At 72.3% G+C, this 19,482-nt stretch carries 14 protein-coding genes; 5 read left to right on the forward strand and 9 right to left on the reverse strand.

All coding sequences use genetic code 11. The features are described 5' to 3' along the window. Positions 1 to 85 precede the first annotated feature (85 nt). The 5 genes from OHT74_RS27340 to OHT74_RS27360 form a co-directional block, all read right to left on the reverse strand. Entirely contained in the window at positions 86 to 709 is a 624-nt protein-coding gene (locus tag OHT74_RS27340; RefSeq protein WP_030291700.1) for a GntR family transcriptional regulator, read from the reverse strand. Between the two features lie 86 nt (positions 710 to 795). Then, positions 796 to 2,157, reverse strand: coding sequence for a lipase/acyltransferase domain-containing protein (locus tag OHT74_RS27345; RefSeq protein WP_328621688.1), 1,362 nt, complete (start codon positions 2,155 to 2,157; stop codon positions 796 to 798). A 117-nt stretch (positions 2,158 to 2,274) separates the two neighbouring features. Then, positions 2,275 to 4,053 carry a 2-oxoglutarate dehydrogenase, E2 component, dihydrolipoamide succinyltransferase gene (gene sucB / locus OHT74_RS27350; RefSeq protein WP_328621689.1) on the reverse strand — a complete coding sequence of 593 codons (1,779 nt, stop codon included), beginning with the start codon at positions 4,051 to 4,053 and terminating at the stop codon, positions 2,275 to 2,277. Between the two features lie 53 nt (positions 4,054 to 4,106). Beyond that, positions 4,107 to 5,495, reverse strand: a complete 1,389-nt coding sequence (lpdA, locus tag OHT74_RS27355; protein WP_266667707.1) for a dihydrolipoyl dehydrogenase — start codon at positions 5,493 to 5,495, stop codon at positions 4,107 to 4,109. A gap of 343 nt (positions 5,496 to 5,838) precedes the next feature. Continuing rightward, entirely contained in the window at positions 5,839 to 7,371 is a 1,533-nt protein-coding gene (locus OHT74_RS27360) for a leucyl aminopeptidase (RefSeq protein ID WP_266667709.1), read from the reverse strand. A gap of 346 nt (positions 7,372 to 7,717) precedes the next feature. On the opposite strand from OHT74_RS27360, the gene OHT74_RS27365 reads away from it, so the two are divergent. From OHT74_RS27365 to OHT74_RS27385, 5 genes are all read left to right on the forward strand, one after another. Then, positions 7,718 to 9,745: a hypothetical protein gene (locus OHT74_RS27365; protein ID WP_328621690.1), complete on the forward strand. Its 2,028-nt coding sequence runs from the start codon at positions 7,718 to 7,720 to the stop codon at positions 9,743 to 9,745. A 91-nt stretch (positions 9,746 to 9,836) separates the two neighbouring features. Beyond that, on the forward strand, positions 9,837 to 11,357 hold the full coding sequence (gene pelF / locus OHT74_RS27370) for a GT4 family glycosyltransferase PelF (RefSeq protein WP_328621691.1): 1,521 nt from the start codon (positions 9,837 to 9,839) through the stop codon (positions 11,355 to 11,357). Beyond that, positions 11,354 to 12,892 carry a hypothetical protein gene (locus tag OHT74_RS27375; RefSeq protein WP_328621692.1) on the forward strand — a complete coding sequence of 513 codons (1,539 nt, stop codon included), beginning with the start codon at positions 11,354 to 11,356 and terminating at the stop codon, positions 12,890 to 12,892. Before pelF ends, OHT74_RS27375 begins: the two co-directional genes overlap by 4 nt. A gap of 45 nt (positions 12,893 to 12,937) precedes the next feature. Beyond that, positions 12,938 to 13,585, forward strand: a complete 648-nt coding sequence (locus OHT74_RS27380; protein ID WP_266673102.1) for a spherulation-specific family 4 protein — start codon at positions 12,938 to 12,940, stop codon at positions 13,583 to 13,585. Next, positions 13,582 to 14,418 carry an endo alpha-1,4 polygalactosaminidase gene (locus tag OHT74_RS27385; RefSeq protein ID WP_328621693.1) on the forward strand — a complete coding sequence of 279 codons (837 nt, stop codon included), beginning with the start codon at positions 13,582 to 13,584 and terminating at the stop codon, positions 14,416 to 14,418. Before OHT74_RS27380 ends, OHT74_RS27385 begins: the two co-directional genes overlap by 4 nt. Positions 14,419 to 14,440: 22 nt before the next feature. On the opposite strand, the gene OHT74_RS27390 is transcribed toward OHT74_RS27385, so the two are convergent. The 4 genes from OHT74_RS27390 to cobT form a co-directional block, all read right to left on the reverse strand. Continuing rightward, positions 14,441 to 15,613, reverse strand: coding sequence for a sensor histidine kinase (locus OHT74_RS27390; protein WP_328623404.1), 1,173 nt, complete (start codon positions 15,611 to 15,613; stop codon positions 14,441 to 14,443). An 82-nt stretch (positions 15,614 to 15,695) separates the two neighbouring features. Then, the gene (locus OHT74_RS27395; protein WP_328621694.1) at positions 15,696 to 16,430 is read right to left on the reverse strand and encodes a hypothetical protein; all 735 of its coding nucleotides are present in this window, start codon (positions 16,428 to 16,430) and stop codon (positions 15,696 to 15,698) included. Beyond that, on the reverse strand, positions 16,427 to 18,325 hold the full coding sequence (locus OHT74_RS27400; RefSeq protein WP_328621695.1) for a phosphatidylglycerol lysyltransferase domain-containing protein: 1,899 nt from the start codon (positions 18,323 to 18,325) through the stop codon (positions 16,427 to 16,429). The genes OHT74_RS27395 and OHT74_RS27400 overlap by 4 nt, the downstream gene beginning before the upstream one ends. A gap of 36 nt (positions 18,326 to 18,361) precedes the next feature. Further along, entirely contained in the window at positions 18,362 to 19,435 is a 1,074-nt protein-coding gene (cobT, locus tag OHT74_RS27405; protein WP_328621696.1) for a nicotinate-nucleotide--dimethylbenzimidazole phosphoribosyltransferase, read from the reverse strand. Positions 19,436 to 19,482: the final 47 nt, after the last annotated feature.

Raw genomic sequence — 19,482 nt, forward strand, 5'->3', positions numbered from 1 at the left:
TGAAATGGCCATCCGGCCAAAAGTCGGCACCCGGTGCCATGGAATCAGGCACCCGGTGCCGGGCAAACCGGGACAGAGTGATCCGTCAGGCGCGGGGTGCGCACCCCAGGACATGCCGCTTCACCAGCACGCCGATGTCCGGATCCTGATTGCGGAACGCCTCCACGAGGGCCGCGTGCTCCTCGGCGTACGACTTCTGGACGGTTCCGAGCCAGCGGATGGACAGGGCCGTGAAGACCTCGATGCCCAGGCTCTCCCAGGTGTGCAGCAGCACGCTGTTCCCGGCAGCCCGCACCAGCTCCCGGTGGAACCCGACGGTGTGCCGCACCTGCGCGGTCCCGTCCTCGGTCCGGTCGGCCTCCCACAGGGCCGCCACGTGCGGCTCCAGCGCCGAGCAGTCGGCCGCCAGCCGGGGCGCGGCCAGCTCGGCCGCGATCTGCTCCAGGCCGGCCCGGACCGGGTAGATCTCCTCCAGGTCGGCTGCCGACAGGTTCCGTACGCGTACGCCCTTGTTCGGCGCCGACTCGATCAGCCGCAGCGTCTCCAGCTCGCGCAGTGCCTCGCGCACCGGAGTCTGGCTGACCTCGAGCTCGACGGCGATCCGCCGTTCGACGATGCGCTCGCCGGGCTTCCAGCGCCCGCTGACGATCCCCTCCACGATGTGCTCGCGGATCTGCTCGCGCAGCGAGTGCACGACGGGTGGGGTGATCATCCGGGCTTCATCTCCTGTGGGGGCATGCAGAGCTCTGATGCGTAGACAATACGGCGCAGTGGCCCGCTGGGATGCGTTCCTGGTCAGGGCCGTTGGGTGAGGCTGGTAACAAGCACGACGCCCAGAGCCGTGACCCGGCCCACCGACAGGCGGTACGCGCCCGGCTGGGGCGGCGGGAACGCGGCGGCGTAGCGGCCGCCGCCCAGACTGCGCAGGGTGCGGGCCGTCGGCCGGCTGCCGTCCGCCGGGCGCAGTTCCGCCGTGAGCCGCAGATCCGCGTCGGGGGCCGTGACCGTGACCTCGTACGGTGCTCCGGCCGCCAGCACGGCGGGTGCCTGCACACCCAGGCGGGCCGCGGCGGGGTGCTCGCGCCGGCGGGGCGGGGGCGTGTGGCCCAGGAGGCCCCACAGGGCGTCCCGGACACCCCGGTTGTGGTGCAGGGAGCCGTGCTGCTCGTACGGCGTGAAGGACTCGGTCACCGCGCAGCCCCCGCCGTGCGCGTCCGCCGGGAGGGCCGCGAGGTGCGGGACCGTGCCGTCGCCGCCCCCGGCGGCGCCGCCGAGCTCCGGCAGGAGCGTCAGGCGGTCGTCCGCGTACGAGGCGCTCGCCGCCGTGGGCTGGCCGACGCCGGCGACCGCGTGCAGTTCGGCCCGCGGCGGGGCGCTGCGCAGGTCCGCGTGGAAGCGGGCCGCGTCCGCCAGCAGCGCCGCGTCCACGCCCGGCAGGCCCGGCAGGTCGCGGGCGTACGCGAGACCCTGAGGCCCCGTCACGCACGCGTAGTCGGGGGCCAGCTGGTGCAGGGACGGCAGGCTGCGGGCGAACGCGCCGAGGTCCGGGCCCGCCGGGCAGCTGCCGTTGACCAGGTTGGCCAGGGCTTCCACGGAGCCTTGGTGCGGGGTGCCCATGGTGATCAGGCGGCGGGTGATCTCGTGGCCGCCGAGGCGCTCCACGTAGTGCCGGGCCACCAGCCCGCCCAGCGAGTGGCAGAGGAAGACCACCCGGGCCTCGCGGCGTTCGGGGGCCGAGGCCCGCCAGCGCTCCAGCTCCAGGTCGATGCGGCCCTTCAGCCGCTCCGCGTTGTACCGGCAGGACAGACGCCAGTCGTACGGGAAGGTGAGGAGGTTGTCCGCCACGGACAGGGTGAAGTGCCGCTCCAGCCAGCGCAGCAGGTCCGTGTAGCCGTCCACCGGGTGCCAGATGCCGGGGAGGGCGTGCAGATCGGGCATCAGGCCCACGGGGACGACCCCGTCGCCCGGGTCCCCGTCGCCGATGTCCTTCGGGAGGCGCAGGGCCGTCACGGAGCGGCCGAAGGTCTGCAGGCCGCGTAACAGGGCGGCGCCGGACAGGTCCCAGACCGCCGTGCCGTCGGCGTCCGCCAGGCGGCTGCCCGTGATGCCCGGCAGTACCACGACAAGATCCGTCACCTGTGCCCGTGCCCGTGCCATACGACGCCCCCCGAGATGTCACACATGGACCCACCAGGGTATGACGACGGCGCCCCCGCCCGAAGTGGTTCCGGGCGGCGGCGCCGTGCGTGGCGTTCTGCCGATGAGGCGTCAGCCTCAGAGGCCGAGCTCGACCTCGAACTCGCCGGCCTCGAGGATCGCCTTGACGGCCGAGAGGTACCGGGCCGCGTCCGCGCCGTCCACCAGGCGGTGGTCGTAGGACAGGGTCAGGTACGTCATGTCGCGGACGCCGATGACGGTGCCCTCGGGGGTCTCGATGACCATCGGGCGCTTGACCGTGGCACCGATGCCCAGGATGGCGACCTGGTTCGGGGGCACGATGACCGTGTCGAACAGCGCACCGCGCGAGCCGGTGTTGCTGATGGTGAAGGTCGCGCCCGACAGCTCGTCCGGCGTGATCTTGTTGCCGCGGACCTTGGAGGCCAGGTCGGCGGTCGCCTTGGAGATGCCCGCCAGGTTGAGGTCACCGGCACCCTTGATGACCGGGGTCATCAGGCCCTTCTCGGAGTCCACGGCGATGCCGATGTTCTCCGAGTCGAAGTAGGTGATGGTGCCCTCGTCGTCGTTGATCCGGGCGTTGACGACCGCGTGGGCCTTCAGCGCCTGGGCGGCGGCCTTGACGAAGAACGGCATCGGCGAGAGCTTGACGCCCTCGCGGGCCAGGAAGGACGCCTTGGCCTGCTCGCGGAGCTTCATGATCTTGGTGATGTCCACCTCGACCACGGAGCTGAGCTGAGCCTGCGAGTGCAGCGCCTTCATCATGTTGTCGCCGATGACCTTGCGCATGCGGGTCATCTTGACGGTCTGGCCACGCAGCTCCGACACCGCGGCGGCCGGAGCCTTGGCGGCGGGGGCGGCAGCAGCCGGAGCCGGGGCGGCAGCGGCGGCCTTGGCGGCCTCGGCGGCGGCCAGGACGTCCTGCTTGCGGATACGGCCACCGACGCCGGTGCCCGAGACCGCGGCCAGGTTGACGCCGGACTCCGATGCGAGCTTGCGCACCAGCGGGGTCACGTACGCGCCCTCGTCACCGGCGGGGACCGCGGCGGCGGGAGCGGCGACCGGAGCAGCGGCGACCGGGGCCGGAGCGGCGACCGGAGCAGCCGCGACCGGGGCCGGAGCGGCGACCGGAGCGGCGGCAACCGGAGCCGGAGCGGCGACCGGAGCAGCCGCGACCGGAGCCGGAGCGGCAACGGGAGCAGCGGCAACCGGGGCCGGGGCGGCAACCGGGGCAGCCGCGACCGGGGCCGGGGCGGCGGCCGGGGCGGCACCGGCGGCGCCGATGACGGCCAGGACGGTGCCGACCTCGGCGGTCTCGTCCTCGTTGATCCGGATCTCCAGCAGCGTGCCGGAGACCGGCGCGGGGATCTCGGTGTCGACCTTGTCCGTGGAGACCTCGAGCAGCGGCTCGTCGGCCTCGACGGACTCGCCGACCTGCTTCAGCCAGCGGGTGACGGTGCCCTCGGTGACGCTCTCGCCCAGGGCGGGGAGAACGACGTCCGTGCCGGACGCGGCGGGCGCAGCGGCGGCGGCCGGAGCCTCGGCGACCGGGGCCGGGGCCGCGGGAGCCTCGGCGACCGGAGCCGGCGCCGGAACCTCGGCGACGACGGTCTGGGCCTCGGCGGCAGCCGGCGCGCCGGAGCCGTCGTCGATGACGGCCAGCTCGGCGCCGACCTCGACGGTCTCGTCCTCGGCGACCTTGATGGACGCCAGGATGCCGGAGACGGGCGACGGGATCTCGGTGTCGACCTTGTCGGTCGAGACCTCGAGCAGCGGCTCGTCGGCCTCGACGCGCTCGCCCTCGGCCTTCAGCCAGCGGGTGACAGTGCCCTCAGTGACGCTCTCGCCGAGCGCCGGAAGGGTTACGGAAACCGACATGGTTTCTGTTGCTCCTTACGAAAGTGCGGAAGTGGTCGTCGCGCCCGGGACGATTAGTCGTGGGAGTGAAGCGGCTTGCCGGCCAGGGCCAGGTGGGCCTCGCCGAGCGCCTCGTTCTGGGTCGGGTGCGCGTGGATGAGCTGCGCGACCTCGGCCGGCAGGGCCTCCCAGTTGTAGATCAGCTGGGCCTCGCCGACCTGCTCGCCCATCCGGTCACCGACCATGTGGACGCCGACCACGGCACCGTCCTTGACCTGGACGAGCTTGATCTCGCCCGCGGTCTTCAGGATCTTGCTCTTGCCGTTGCCCGCAAGGTTGTACTTCAGGGCCACGACCTTGTCCGCACCGTAGATCTCCTTGGCCTTGGCCTCGGTGATGCCGACGGAAGCGACCTCGGGGTGGCAGTACGTGACGCGCGGAACGCCGTCGTAGTCGATCGGGACGGTCTTCAGACCGGCCAGACGCTCCGCGACCAGGATGCCCTCGGCGAAGCCGACGTGCGCGAGCTGCAGGGTCGGGACGAGGTCACCGACGGCCGAGATCGTCGGCACGTTGGTCTGCATGTACTCGTCGACCAGGACGTAGCCGCGGTCCATCGCGACGCCCTGCTCCTCGTAGCCGAGGCCCTGCGAGACCGGGCCGCGGCCGACGGCGACCAGCAGCACCTCGGCCTCGAAGGTCTTGCCGTCGGCCAGCGTGACGCGCACGCCGGTCTCGGTGTACTCGGCCTTGTCGAAGAAGGTGCCGAGGTTGAACTTGATGCCGCGCTTGCGGAACGCGCGCTCGAGGAGCTTCGAGCTGTTCTCGTCCTCGACCGGGACGAGGTGCTTGAGGCCCTCGATCACGGTGATGTCGGAGCCGAAGGACTTCCACGCCGAGGCGAACTCGACGCCGATGACGCCGCCGCCCAGGACGATGGCCGACTCGGGGACGCGGTCCAGGACCAGCGCGTGGTCCGAGGAGATGATGCGGTTGCCGTCGATGTTCAGGCCCGGCAGCGACTTCGGCACGGAGCCGGTCGCCAGCAGGATGTGGCGGCCCTGGATGCGCCGGCCGTTCACGTCGACGGAGGTCGGCGAGGAAAGGCGGCCCTCACCCTCGATGTACGTCACCTTGCGGGAGGCGACCAGGCCCTGCAGGCCCTTGTACAGGCCCGAGATGACCTCGTCCTTGTACTTCTGCACACCCGCGATGTCGATGCCCTCGAAGGTGGCCTTCACACCGAACTGGGCGGCTTCGCGCGCCTGGTCCGCGATCTCGCCCGCGTGGAGCAGCGCCTTCGTGGGGATGCAGCCGTTGTGCAGGCAGGTGCCGCCGAGCTTGTTCTTCTCGATCAGGGCAACGTCCAGACCCAGCTGGGATGCGCGCAGAGCCGCGGCGTAACCGCCACTGCCGCCGCCGAGGATCACTAGGTCGAAAACGGTGCTGGCGTCGTTCGCCACGTCACGTCCTCCATGCATGTGCGCCGAGCACCGGTCCTCTGTGACCGGGCGGCGGCTGGTATACGGCCGCTTGTTTCTTCGGCCCTGTGGTGGGGGCCCTGTCCTGCCGAGAACCCATCTTCGCATTTGTCGGGGGAACGCGGGACGCCGGGCCCGGACTGTGGCAGGTCCTTCTGCCCGAAGCAGGGGTTACCGAGGCGTAGAAACCTACGGATTTCGTTGGGGGTGAACGACCCCGGGGCCTCGATCGGCTGATCTTCGAGGCCCCGGGGTGCGTCACGCGTCACACATCACGCGTCAAACGGCACGCCTTACGCGTGGTACGCGCCGTATGTGAGGTACGTCAGCCCAGGTCGCCCGTGGCCGTACGCTCGGCCAGCCGCACCAGGGTGCGCACGGCCGAGCCGGTGCCGCCCTTGGGGGTGTAGCCGTACGGGGCGCCCTCGTGGAAGGCCGGGCCCGCGATGTCGAGGTGCGCCCAGGCGATGCCCTCGCCGACGAACTCCTGCAGGAAGAGGCCGGCCACCAGGCCGCCGCCCATGCGCTCGCCCATGTTGGCGATGTCGGCGGTGGGGGAGTCCATGCCCTTGCGCAGGTCCGCGGGGAGCGGCATCGGCCAGGAGGCCTCGCCGACCTCCTCGGCGATCTCGTGGATCGCGGTGCGGAAGGCGTCGTCGTTGGCCATGATCGCGAAGGTCCGGTTACCCAGGGCCATCACCATCGCGCCGGTCAGGGTGGCGACGTCGACGATCGCGTCCGGGTTGTCCTCGGAGGCCTTGGTCAGCGCGTCGCCGAGGACGAGGCGGCCCTCGGCGTCGGTGTTCAGGACCTCGACGGTCTTGCCGCTGTACATGCGCAGCACGTCGCCGGGGCGGGTGGCGGAGCCGGAGGGCATGTTCTCGGCGAGCGCGAGCCAGCCGGTGACGTTGACCTCGAGGCCGAGCTTGGCCACGGCCACGACGGAGGCGAACACGGCGGCGGCGCCGGACATGTCGCACTTCATCGTCTCGTTGTGGCCGGCCGGCTTCAGGGAGATGCCGCCCGAGTCGTAGGTGATGCCCTTGCCGACGAAGGCCAGGTGCTTCTCCGCCTTGGGGTGGGTGTAGGCGATCTTCACCAGGCGCGGCGGGTTCTCGGAGCCCTTGCCGACGCCCATGATGCCGCCGAAGCCGCCCTTGGTCAGCGCCTTCTCGTCCAGGACCTGGACCTTGATCCCGTGCTCCTTGGCGGTCGCGGACGCGACGGCGGCGAAGGCCTCGGGGGTGAGGTCGTTCGGCGGGGTGTTGATCAGGTCGCGGGCGATGTTGACCTCGGTCGCGACGACCGTGGCGCGTTCGGCGGCGGCCTTGTGCTCCTTGTCGCGCGGCTTGGCACCCAGCAGGGCGACCTCGGCGAGCGGCTGCTTCGGGCCGCCGTTCTTGCCGGAGCCCTTCTTCTCGCCGCCCTGGTAGGCGGTGAACGCGTACGCGCCCAGCAGCGCGCCCTCGGCGACGGCCGTGACGGCGGAGGCGTCGTCCAGGGGGAGGGCGAAGGCGGCCTTCTTCGTGCCGTGCAGCGCACGGGCGGCGGCGCCGGCGGCGCGGCGCAGGGCCTCCTCGTCGAACGACTCGTCCTTCTCGGGGACGGGGCCGAGTCCGACCGCCAGCACGACCGGGACCTTCAGGCCGTCCGGCGCAGGCAGCTTGGTGGTCTCGCCTTCGGCGCCGGAGGCGCCGAGTGCGTCGAGCACAGCGGCGAGCTTTCCGTCGTACGCCTTGTCCACGGCCTCGGCGCCTGCGGCGACGACCGGGCCCTTGGGGCCCTTCGCCACGCCGACCACGAGGGCGTCGGCGCGCAGCGTCGCCGCGCCGGCAGTGCTGAGAGTCAGAGCAGTCACGGTGGTGAAGTCTCGCTTCCGTTTGTGTAGTGGGCCGAGTGGGTGGACGGCCATCCGTAGCGATCGTATTCCGGCCCGACGGCCGCCAGAAATGAGCCTACGCGTACCGGCTGGTCCGTACGCCACTCGAAGGTTTGGCAAGTTGTTCGATCAAGCCGGTGCCCGGTTCACCCATCCGTGGCTTCCGGACCAGGTTTGCCCTTTAGACCTGACGAGGTCCGAGAGACTCGAGCCACTCTCGCAAGGGGACGCGGGGTCCCTTTGCATGATTTCCACAGAGCCTCCTCGGCCCGGCCGACCGCCATAGGGCCGCTGTCGAGTGATGCCTGCGGGGGGAAAGGCCGAAATGGTCAACAAGAACCGGATGAACAGGGCTGCCGCCGCAATGGCGGTGGCAGCGCTGATGTCCGTGGCAATGCCCGCTGCGACCGCACAGGCGGCCGTGACACCGCGCATCGACCTGAAGGTGCTCGTCGTCGACGACGGCGGCAGCTCGGTCGAGGCGATCACCGCGGAACTCCGGGACACCGGAGTCCCCTACACGCGTGTCCTGCTGGGCGGCTCCGGCCGCCCGGTGATCAACGCCGCATTCCTCAGCGATACGGTCGACGGCCGGCCGCGCGCCAAGTACCAGGGCGTCGTGCTGCCGAACGAGAACCCGTTCGGCGAGGGCTCGGCCGAGATGGCCGCGCTCACCGCGTACGAGACGGCGTACAACATCCGCCAGGTCGACGCGTACACCTGGGCCCACCCCGGCGTGGGCCTCGAGTACACGGACAACGGCGGCTTCAGCGGGCAGCTCGACGGCACCCAGGCCGCCGTCACCGCCGCCGGCAAGGCGGGCCCCTTCAACTACCTCACCGGTCAAGTCGCCTTCGAGGACAACTCCACCCTGATTCCGGAGAGCTACGGGTTCATGGGCAAGCCGCGGGCCGGCTACACCAGCTACCTCGACGCACCCGTCGCCGGCGGCCGGGCCTCGCTCGTCGGCGAGTACACGCACGACGGACGCAGCGAACTGGTCGTCACCTTCGGCTACAACCAGTACCAGCAGCAGTTCCGGCTGCTGGCCCGCGGCATCGTCGACTGGCTCACCCAGGGGGTCCACCTCGGCCAGAGCCGCAGCTACTTCGCGGTCCACGTCGACGACGTCTTCGCCCCGGACGCCCGCTGGAGCAAGGACCTCAACTGCACGCCCGGCGACTACGCCTGTGCGGGCGGCGAGGGCAAGGAGAGCACCATCCGCATGACCGCCGCCGACGCCCAGTACGCGGCGCAGTGGCAGACGGGCAAGAACTTCAAACTCGACCTCCTCTTCAACGCCGGCGCCGGCGAGGAATGGAAGGCCGAGAACGGCGGCACCGACGCCCTCACCGCACAGCTCGTCGCCGACCGGGCCAAGTACCGCTGGATGAACCACACGTACACGCACCCCTTCCTCGGCTGCGTCCAGAACACCGCCACCATCCCGTGGACCTGTACGAAGAACAGCGCGGGCGCGATCAACTGGATGAGCCGGGCCGACATCTCCGCCCAGATCCGCGACAACAACAACTGGGCCGCCGCCAAGGGCATCACCACCGACCGCACCGAGCTCGTCACCGGCGAGCACTCCGGCCTCAAGACCCTGCCGCAGCAGGCCCAGGACAACCCCAACCTGGCGGGCGCGCTCGCCGACAACGGGGTCAAGTGGGCGGGCAGCGACAACTCGCGCGAGCCCGCACAGCGCGCGGTCGGCGCCGCCCTGACCGTCCCCCGCTACCCGATGAACGTGTACTACAACACGGGCACCAACGCGGAGATGGCCGACGAGTACAACTGGATCTACACCAGCCGCGCCGCCGGCGGCAGCGGAGTCTGCGAGGACAACCCCGCGACCTCCACCTGCCTCCCGGCCCCGCTCAACACCACCACCGGCTACCTGGACTACATCGTCCCGGCCGAGGCGCGGACCGCCCTGCGCCACGTCCTGGCCAACGACCCGCGTCCGCACTACGTCCACCAGTCCAACCTCGCCGAGGACCGCACCCTCTACCCGGTGCTCGACCAGGTCCTCGACAGCTACCGCGCGCTCTACGCGCCCAGCGCCCCGATCGTGAACCAGAGCATGAAGGACACCGGGGTCGAGCTGAGCCGCCGGGCCGCCTGGGACAAGGCCGTCGCCAACAACCAGGTCACCGCCTACCGCATCGGGACCGCCGTCACCGTCAAGGCGCCCTCCGGGATCGTCGCCCCGATGACCGCACCCACCGGCACCAAGAAGCAGCTCCTGCTGGGCACCGCCGACTTCGGCACCGCCTACGCGGGCAACCGCTCGGCGTGGACCGCGCCCGAGCTGCTGCAGAGCGCGGTCACGCTCAAGCTGCCCAGCTGACCACCGCGTCACTCCGACGCCAGTACCACCAGCGCCGGCGCTCCGCACACCACGGGCGCCGGCCCCTTTTCCGTCCTGGGGGGACACGCGCATGAGCCATGGGCGTCATGTCACCATGCTCACCGAAGGCACCTATCCGCACGTCCACGGGGGAGTCAGCACCTGGTGCGACCAGCTGGTACGCGGGATGCCGGAGGTCGACTTCAACGTCATAGCCCTGACCGGCTCCGGGCGCGAGCCGGTCACCTGGGAGCTGCCGCGCAACGTCTACCGGCACACCGCCGTCCCGCTCTGGGGACCGCCGCCGGGCCGCAGCCGCCGCTCCGCCCTGCGGGGCAAGGCGCACCGCCGCTTCACAGAGACCTACGAAACCTTCCTGCTCTCGCTCCTCGATCCCGACCGCGGCGGATTCTCCGAGGCCCTGCACGAACTCGCCGTCCTGGCCCGGGCCGGCCGCCTCGCCCCGGCCCTGCGCTCCGAAACGGTCCTGCGGCTGCTGATGACCGTGTGGACCCGCCCCGGCCTCGTCACCGCCGCCGCCGAGCCCACCGTCCACGACGCGCTCACCGCCACCGACCTGCTCGAGCACGCGCTGCGGCCGCTCTCCGTACGGATCCCGCCCGACAGCGTCGCGCACGCCGTCAGCAGCGGGCTCGCCACGCTCCCGGCCCTCGCCGCCAAGTACCTCGACCAGGTGCCCTTCCTGCTCACCGAGCACGGCATCTACCTGCGCGAGCGCTACCTCGGCTACCGCACCGCCGAACAGCGCTGGCCGGTCAAGGCGCTGATGCTCGGCTTCTACCGGGAGCTCAACACCGAGGGCTACCGGCAGGCCGACCTCATCACCCCGTGCAACCAGTACAACCGCCGCTGGGAGGAGCGCGGCGGCGCCGCCCCCGACCGCATCCGCACGGTCTACAACGGCGTCGACCCCTACGCCTTCCCCGACGCCGGACCCGAACCCGAGGTGCCCACCCTCAGCTGGTGCGGGCGCATCGACCCGATCAAGGACCTCGAAACCCTCATCCGGGCCTACGCGTTCATGCGCGAGGAAATGCCCGCCCTGCGGCTGCGCCTGTTCGGCCCGGTCCCGGCCGGCTGCGAGGAGTACAAGCTCCGCCTGGAGAAGCTCGCCGCCGAACTCGGGGTGAGCGACGGCATCTCGTACGAGGGCCGCATCGCGGAGGTGGCCCGGGCCTACGCGGCGGGCAGCGTCGTGATGCTCTCCAGCATCAGCGAGGGCTTCCCCTTCAGCATCATCGAGGCCATGTCCTGCGGGCGCACCACCGTCTCCACCGACGTCGGCGGCGTGCGGGAGGCCGTCGGCGACACCGGGCTCGTGGTCCCGCCGCGCGAACCGGAGACCATGGCCCGCGCCACCCTCGCGCTGCTCCGCGACGACGAACGCCGCGCCGAACTCGGTCGGCGCTCCCGCCGGCGGGTGATCGAGAAGTTCACGCTCCACCAGTCCGTGGACGGCTTCCGGCACATCTACCGCGGCCTCGCCCAAGCCGGGCAGCCCGTCACGCCCGTTCGCGCGGGCGACGACTGGACGCAGCGGGTCGCCGACCCCTGGTACCGCGAACTCGCCGCCGACGGGAGCCTGTGGTGAGCGGATCCCTCTGGCTGCGCGTCCCCGGCGGCGACACCCTGCCCACCCTCCCCCGGCCCCGGCACACCGGGCCGGGGGACCCCGGCCCCGCAGGCGACCCGATGGAGGAACTCGCCGACCGCCTCGGCCCCTTCATCGCGGCGGCCGTCCACCCCGACGAGATCGCCGCCATCCTCGAATCCGACGGGATGACCGACGAGCACATCCGGCTCACCTACGGGCGCCACGACTCCTTCGGCCTCGCCGAGGAGCTCTACGCCCGGGTGCCCCGCGCCTTCCCGGAGCCGGAGCACGTCCCCGACCCCTGGAAGGTCTCCCTCACCGCCTGCCTGCTCCGCGGGGTGATCTTCGCGCTGCCCGGTCTGGCGTACGTGCTGGGCGCCCCGCTGCTGGAGGGCCCGCAGGACCGGCTCGGGCTGCCCGCCGGCACGCTGACCCTGCTCGCCGGGGCGCTCATCGGCTGGGTGTGGGACCAGACCCTGTCCCACCGCGCCTACTCCTGGATGGGCCTGGGCGACCGGGCCGCCGCCGGGCGGACCCTGCTCGTCGGGGCCCCCGCCGGCGCCCTGCTCGGCATGGCAGCCGCTCTGACCGTGCCCGGCGGGCCGCCGTTCTCGTACGCGTTCGCCGCCGGGCAGGCCCTGTACGTCGGGGCCGCCACCGTGCTGCTGGTCCTCGGCCGGGAGCGGGTGCTGCTCGCCGCGCTCGCTCCGATGGCCGCGGGGTCGCTGCTCGCGCTGTTCACCGACCCGCCCCTGCCCGTACGGGTGGGCCTGCTGCTGGTGTCCCTGCTGGCCGCCTGCACCCTCGCCGTACGGGAGCTGCCACTGGCCGAGGGCGTACGGGCCGGCGTGCGCCGGATCCGGGGCTGGGCCGGACACCGGCCCGGCGAGGGCCCGGTGCGCTGGCGGATGCTGCGGGGCGCCGAGGAGGAGTACGGCCCGCGCGGACCCCGCATCGGGGACTCCGTGCCGTACGGGGTGTTCGGCCTCGGGACCGGCCTGCTGGTGCTGTACGCCGCCCTGGGGGAGGTGCTCGCCGGGGGTCCCGCCGAGGCCGTCGCCGCCCCCTCGGCGGTGGCGCTCACCCTCAGCATGGGTCCCGCCGAATGGCTGCTCCACCGGTTTCGCAGCGGGAGCCTCGCCGGGCTGCGGGCGGCCCGCTCGCCCCGGCAGTTCTGGCTGCGGATGCTCGGCACGCTGGGCCGCTGCCTCGCCGCGTACCTGGCGGTGCTGCTCCTCCTCGGACTGGTCGGCACCCTGCTCTGGCCGGGAGCCCCGGGCCTGACCGTGGTCCGGGTCGCGACCCTGCTGCTGCTCGGCGCCGTCATGTGGACCGGGCTGCTGCTCCAGTCCTTCGGGGCGGTCCGGCCCGCGGCCGTGGTCTGCGCCTCGGCGGCCGTCGCCCAGAGCCTGGCGCTGCTGCTGGGGCTGGGGCAGCCACGGCTGGTCCAGCTCGTCGTGGCCGGTGCGGCCGCGGCAGCGCTGGGCACGCTGGTCTGCCTGCTCCTCGGCCGCGCGACGGCCCACCGCTGATTCCAGGACCCGTACAACGTGACCCCGTACAAGAAGAAGGACCTCATGCTGCTGGTGCCCCTCTACGAGCACCCCGCCGACCGGCCCGAGGACTGGGAGCTGCTGATCCGCTCCGCCGGCCGGCTGCACTCGGTGGTCCTCAACCCGGCCAGCGGGCCGGGCGAGGCCCCCGACGAGCGGTTCGCCGCCGTCGCGGAGCGGCTGCGCGACGCCGGGGTGCCCGTCCTCGGCTACACCGACACCGACTACGGGCGGCGTCCGCACGCCGCCGTCGTGGCGGACCTGCTGCGCCACCGCGACTGGTACGGCGCCGACGGGGCCTTCCTCGACCAGGCCTCCGCCGATCCTGCACTGCTGCCGCACTACGGGCGGCTCGCCGTCGCCGCCCGGGCCGCCGGCGCCCGTACCGTCGTCCTCAACCACGGGGTCCACCCGCACCCCGGCTACGCCGGACTCGCCGATCTGCTGGTCACCTTCGAGGGCCCCTGGGACGCCTACCGGGACGCGTCGGTGCCGCCCTGGACGGCCGACCACCCCGCCCAGCGGTTCTGCCACCTCGTGTACGCGGTCCCGCCCGGCGCGCCCGCCGCCGAGCTCGCCCGGCAGCGGGGGGCCGCAGTGCACTGCGCGGTCCCCGGGACCGGTGCGCACCCGTGGGGGACCCTCCCGTACGCCCTGGAGGCCACCGGATGACGCGCTCGCTCCGGCGCGGCCGCGCACTGCCGCTGCTCCTGCTGCTCGTGCTGGCCGCCTGCACCACCGAGCGGCCGGACGAGCCGGACGACCTGTCTCCCGCTCCGGCTCCGGGGGAGCGCTGGCAGCCGAAGCCCGGGGTCAGCTGGCAGTGGCAGCTGACCGGGAAACTGGACACCTCGGTGAAGGCCGCGGTGTACGACGTCGACGGGTTCACCACCACCAGGGAGCAGGTCGCCGAGCTGAACAAGGCCGGCCGGCGGACCGTCTGCTACCTGTCCACCGGCGCCTGGGAGGACTTCCGCCCCGACGCCGGGGCCTTCCCGAAGACGATGCTCGGCGAGGGCAACGGCTGGGAGGGCGAGCGCTGGCTGGACATCCGGCGGCTGGCCGAGCTGGAGCCGCTGATCGCGAAGCGGTTCGACATGTGCCGGGCCAAGGGCTTCGACGCGGTGGAGCCGGACAACATGGACGGCTACCGCAACAAGTCGGGCTTCCCGCTCACCGCCGACGACCAGCTGAAGTACAACCGGCTGATCGCGAAGCTGGCGCACGACCGGGGACTCGCGGTCGGGCTGAAGAACGACCTCGACCAGATCCCGCAGCTGGTGGGGGACTTCGACTTCGCGGTCAACGAGCAGTGCGCCGAGTACGACGAGTGCGAGCGGCTCACCCCCTTCATCGCGGCGGGCAAGGCCGTCTTCCACGTGGAGTACGAGAGCCGGATCGGCCAGTGGTGCGGGCGCTCGCAGGAGCTGGAGCTCAGCTCGCTGCAGAAGAAGTACGAACTGGGCGTCTGGCGGCAGTTCTGTCCGCCCAAGGACAAGGACTGACGACACTCCCGGGGCAATACACCTAGGCCACCGGGAGGACCGCGTGCACCCGGTAGCCGCCCCCGTACCGGGGCCCGGCGAAGCAGGAGCCGCCCAGTGCCGTGGCCCGCTCGCGCATGCCGAGCAGCCCGTGGCCGCCGCCCGCGTCGTCGTCCGCGGGGAGCTCGGCGGTGCCGCCGTCGTCCAGCACGGTCACCTCCACCGAGGGGCCGACCCGGACCACGCTGACCTCGGCCCGGACCTCCGGGCCCGCGTGCTTGCGCACGTTGGTCAGGGCCTCCTGGATCACCCGGTACGCCGCCAGGTCCACGGCGGCCGGCAGCGGGTCCCGCTCCCGGCCCAGCTCGACCATCACCTTCACCGGCAGTCCGGCGTGCCGGAAGGTGTCCACCAGCTCGCCCAGTACGGCCAGCCCGGGCGCCGGTTCGGTCGGCGCCTCCGGGTCGCCGGACTGGCGCAGCAGGCCGACCGTGGCCCGCAGCTCGTTCAGCGCCGAGCGGCTCGCGTCCCGTACGTGGGCCAGGGCCTCCTTGGCCTGGTCGGGACGCTTGTCCATGACGTGCGCGGCCACCCCCGCCTGCACGTTGACCAGGGCGATGTGATGGGCCACCACGTCGTGCAGGTCGCGGGCGATCCGCAGCCGCTCCTCGGCGACCCGCCGCCGGGCCTCCTCCTCGCGGGTCCGTTCGGCCCGTTCGGCCCGCTCCCGTATCGCGTCGACGAACGCCCGCCGGCTGCGCACCGCGTCGCCGGCGGCCGCGGCCATCCCGGTCCAGGCGAAGATGCCGATGTTCTCCTGCGCGTACCAGGGCAGCGGGCCGGCCAGCATGGCCACGCCCGTCAGCCCGGCCATCGTGAGCAGGGCGATCCGCCAGGTGGTGGGCCGGTCGGTGCGGGAGGCCAGCGTGTACAGGGCGATCACCGTGGACATGGCGACGGGGGCCCGGGGCTCGCCGGTGGTCAGCTCCAGCAGGCAGAGCCCGATGGTCACGGCGAGCACGGTGCGGGTGTGCCGCCGCCGGAACACCAGCGCGGCCGCGCCCAGCACGATCAGCAGCAGGGAGAACGGCTCGGGGGTCCGGGTCCCGAAGGTGGGCCCGTGCGGGCCGTGCGGATCGGCGAACGAGCCGACGACCATGGAGACGAGCGCCCCGAGCGCGAGAACGGCATCGGTGGCGAGCGGATGGGTCCGCATCCAGTGCCGGGTGGGGGCGAACGGCCCGAGGTCTGTCGTCACCCCGATACGGTACGGCCTGCCTCCGGCCGGGCGGGCGGCGTCAGAAGCCGGGACGCTGCGGGGGCAGCGGGGTGGCCGGGGGCGGGCGCCGGCCGAGGGGGGCGCGGGAGCGTGCCGGGCCCCATTTCGCGCGGACCACGCACACCGCCATGACGGCGGCGATGGCCGCGAGATGCTCCTTGCCCGCCAGGTTGTCCTTGACCAGCACCTCGCCGATCATCACCACGATCACTGCGGCGCCGGTCAGGTACGCCCGGTAGCGCCAGCACACGTAGATCGCGAGGCCGACCACCGCCGCCGACGGGCCGGTGTCGTTGACGACGCGGTCGGACACCGGCAGGCCGAAGGGGTGGTCGGGGCCCAGCGAGAGCCCGATCCGCGCGTACGTGGTCCCGGCGAGGGTGGCGACGTAGCCGATCAGCAGCGTGCGCCACCAGCCGATGCAGATCTCCGAGATCCCGAAGACCAGCAGGATCTGGGCGAGGGCCCCCCACACGGGCAGGTCGAGGGCGGGGACGAACAGGGACAGCGGGGTGCGCAGCACGGCCAGCCACAGCGGGTCGACGGCCTTGACCGACCCGAGGTTCTGGACCGGCTGGAACCCCCAGGACGTGTTCTGGACGATCTGGAAGACCGACGTCAGGCAGACGGCCCCCAGCGTCATCGGGGCGGCCCGCCACTTGTCGCGGACGAGGGCGTCCCGGACGGTCCAGAACAAGGGCCCCCACTCGCGGCGGGCGAACCGCCGGAGGGGGGTGGTCGTCCACGCCGTCAACGATTGGTCTCCAGATGTCTGCGGTTCAGCCACTTCGGCAGCCCGGGAGCCTCCAGGAAGCCCTCGGCCCGGCCCGCCGCAATACCGATCCGCAGCAGGTCGGAGCTCTTCTCGAAGAGCATGAACCGCGGTTCCCAGATCGGCCGGTATTTGGCGTTGGCCCGGTAGAGGGACTCGATCTGCCACCAGCGGGAGAAGAAGCTCAGCAGCGAGCGCCACATGCGCAGCACCGGACCCGCGCCGAGCTTGGACCCCCGCTCGAAGACGGAACGGAACATCGCGAAGTTGAGCGAGACCTGTGTGACGCCGATCTCCTTGGAGCGTTCCAGGAGTTCGATGACCATGAACTCCATCAGACCGTTCTCGGAATCGCGGTCGCGGCGCATCAGGTCCAGCGACAGACCCTTGGGGCCCCACGGCACGAAGGACAGCACGGCGCGCAGATCGCCGTTGCCGTCGGTGCACTCCAGCATCACGCACTGGCCGTCGCCGGGATCGCCCAGTCGGCCCAGCGCCATGGAGAACCCGCGCTCGGTCGCACCGTCGCGCCAGTCGTCGGCCCGGGTGAGGAGTACGTCCATCTCCTCGGCCGGGATGTCGGCGTGGCGGCGGATCCGGACCGTGTACCCGGCGCGCTTGACGCGGTTGTAAGCCTGCCGGACGGTCCGCATGGCGCGGCCCTCCAGGGTGAACTCGTCGGTCTCGACGATGGCCTCGTCGCCCAGCTCCAGCGCGTCCAGACCGTGCCGCGCGTAGATCTGCCCGGCTTCCTCGCTCGCGCCCATCACGGCCGGCACCCAGCCGTGCTCGCGGGCCTCGGCCAGCCAGGGCTCGATGGCGCCGGGCCATGCCTCGGGGTCGCCGATCGGGTCGCCGGAGGCCAGCGAGACCCCGCCGACGACGCGGTACGTGACGGCGGCCTTGCCGGTGGGGGACCAGATGACGGACTTCTCGCGGCGCAGCGCGAAGTAGCCGAGCGAGTCGCGGTCGCCCTGCTTGGCGAGCAGCGCGCGCAGCTTCTCCTCGTCCTCCTCGGTCAGCGGGTCGACGGCGCGGCGCGAGCGGAAGGCGGCGAGCAGCACGGCGATCAGCAGCAGCGTCGACATGACGTTGATGACGATGTCCACCCAGCCGGGCGTGGTGATCGCCGCGTAGTCGCGGGCGTTGGGCTCCAGGGTGATGAGCCGCATCACGCCGTACCGCCAGCGGGCCAGGAACGTGGCGTCGGCGGCGTCCGGGTCGGTGTTGGCGGAGCCGACGATCAGCGCGGCGAGCAGCGAGGTGACCAGCAGGCCGACGGCGCCGACGATGGTGGCCAGCTTGGGGTTGGAGCGGTCGCCCTTGGCGTAGAACTCCCGGCGGCCGAGCAGCAGGGCGCCGACGAAGGCCGCGGTCAGCGCGAGGGAGACCCAGTTCTGGGTGTGGTCCCGGAACTCCGGGTAGCAGAGGTTGAAATCGCCGCTGGTGCACGGGGCGAAGGCCGCGGTGGCGAAGGCCAGCAGCAGCATGCCGCTGAGCACCAGGTTCAGGATCCACGCGGCCCGCTTGCGGCGGCCCATGGTGACCGCGAGCAGCAGTGAGAACAGGCCGGACGCGAAGCCCGCCGTGAGCAGGTACGGGGTGTAGAAATCGGCGGTGTTGTGCCGGCGCAGGTCCTGCCCGAGCGAAAGCCACACCGCGCTGAGGAAATTGACGAAGGTGACGGCGCGCAGGTACCAGACCGCGAACGCAGCGCTGCGCCGTGACCGGGCGGACCCCCGGGCGGACCCCCGGCCGGTCTCGCGGCCGCCCCCTTCGTCCTTCCTGCTGTTCGTGTCCTTGCCGGATCCCTGTGCTGCCTTGGCAGCCTGTGCGGGCCGGTCGATGTCTGCGCTGGTCAAGCGGGCCTCTCCCATGAAACGCGATCATATGGGGCGCCGCCGACCGGTTGCTCAGTCCTTCGGCTCCTCCGGCTGCCGGACCGCCTGCTCCGGGAGTTCCGCCGAGAGTGCGGCGGCCGCCTGGACCATGGGGAGAGCCAGCAATGCCCCGGTTCCTTCTCCCACAGTGACGCCGTGGTCGAGCACCGGGTTGAGTGCCATCCGGTCCAGGGCCTTCGTCTGGCCCGGCTCGCCGCTTGCCTGCCCGGCCAGCCACCAGTCGGGGGCCCGGAACGCGGCGCGCTGGGCCACCAGCCCGCAGGCCGCCGAGACGATGCCGTCGAGGATGACCGGCGTACGGCGGACCGCGCACTGGAGCAGGAACCCGGTGATCGCGGCCACGTCGGCGCCGCCGACCGCCGCGAGCAGGGCCACCTGGTCGCCGAGGACCGGGCGGGCCCGGCGCAGCGCGTCGCGGATCGCCGCGCACTTGCGCATCCACGTCAGGTCGTCGATGGGCAGCCCGCCGCGCCCGGTGACCACAGAAGCATCGGTTCCGCACAGGGCGGCGACGAGCACCGCCGCGACCGTGGTCCCCCCGACGCTCACGTCCCCCAGGACCACGAGGTCGGTGCCGGAGTCGGCCTCCTCGTCGGCGATCCGCATCCCGAGCCGCAGGGCCGCGTCGGCCTCCTCGAGGGTGAGCGCGTCCTCGATGTCGATCCGCCCGCTGCCACGGCGTACGCGATGGCGGACCACGTCCTGCGGCAGCAGCCCGGGCTCGCAGTCCAGGCCGGCGTCCACGATCCGTACGGTGGCGCCGAGGCGCCCGGCGAGGATCGAGACGGGGCTGTTCCCGTCGAGCACGGAGCGCACCAGCTCGTGCGCACTGCCGGCGGCGCGGGCGGACACCCCCTCGGCGGCGATCCCGTGGTCGGCGGCGAACAGCACGACGCGGGGCCGCTCGATCGGACGGACGGGCACCCGCCCCTGCGCGGCGGCGAGCCACTCGGCGAGCTCGTCGAGCCGCCCCAGCGCTCCGGCCGGCACGGCCAGCCGCTCACGGCGTTCCTCGGCGTCACGCCGGACGCCCCCGTCGGGGCGCTCGATCAGATCGGAGAAGTCGTCGAGATTCAGCGTGGTCATCTGCCAGAGCGTACAGCGGGTAAGGCCCTCCCCAAGCCCCGTCCGCG

The organism is Streptomyces sp. NBC_00354, from assembly GCF_036106915.1.
Lineage (GTDB): Bacteria > Actinomycetota > Actinomycetes > Streptomycetales > Streptomycetaceae > Streptomyces.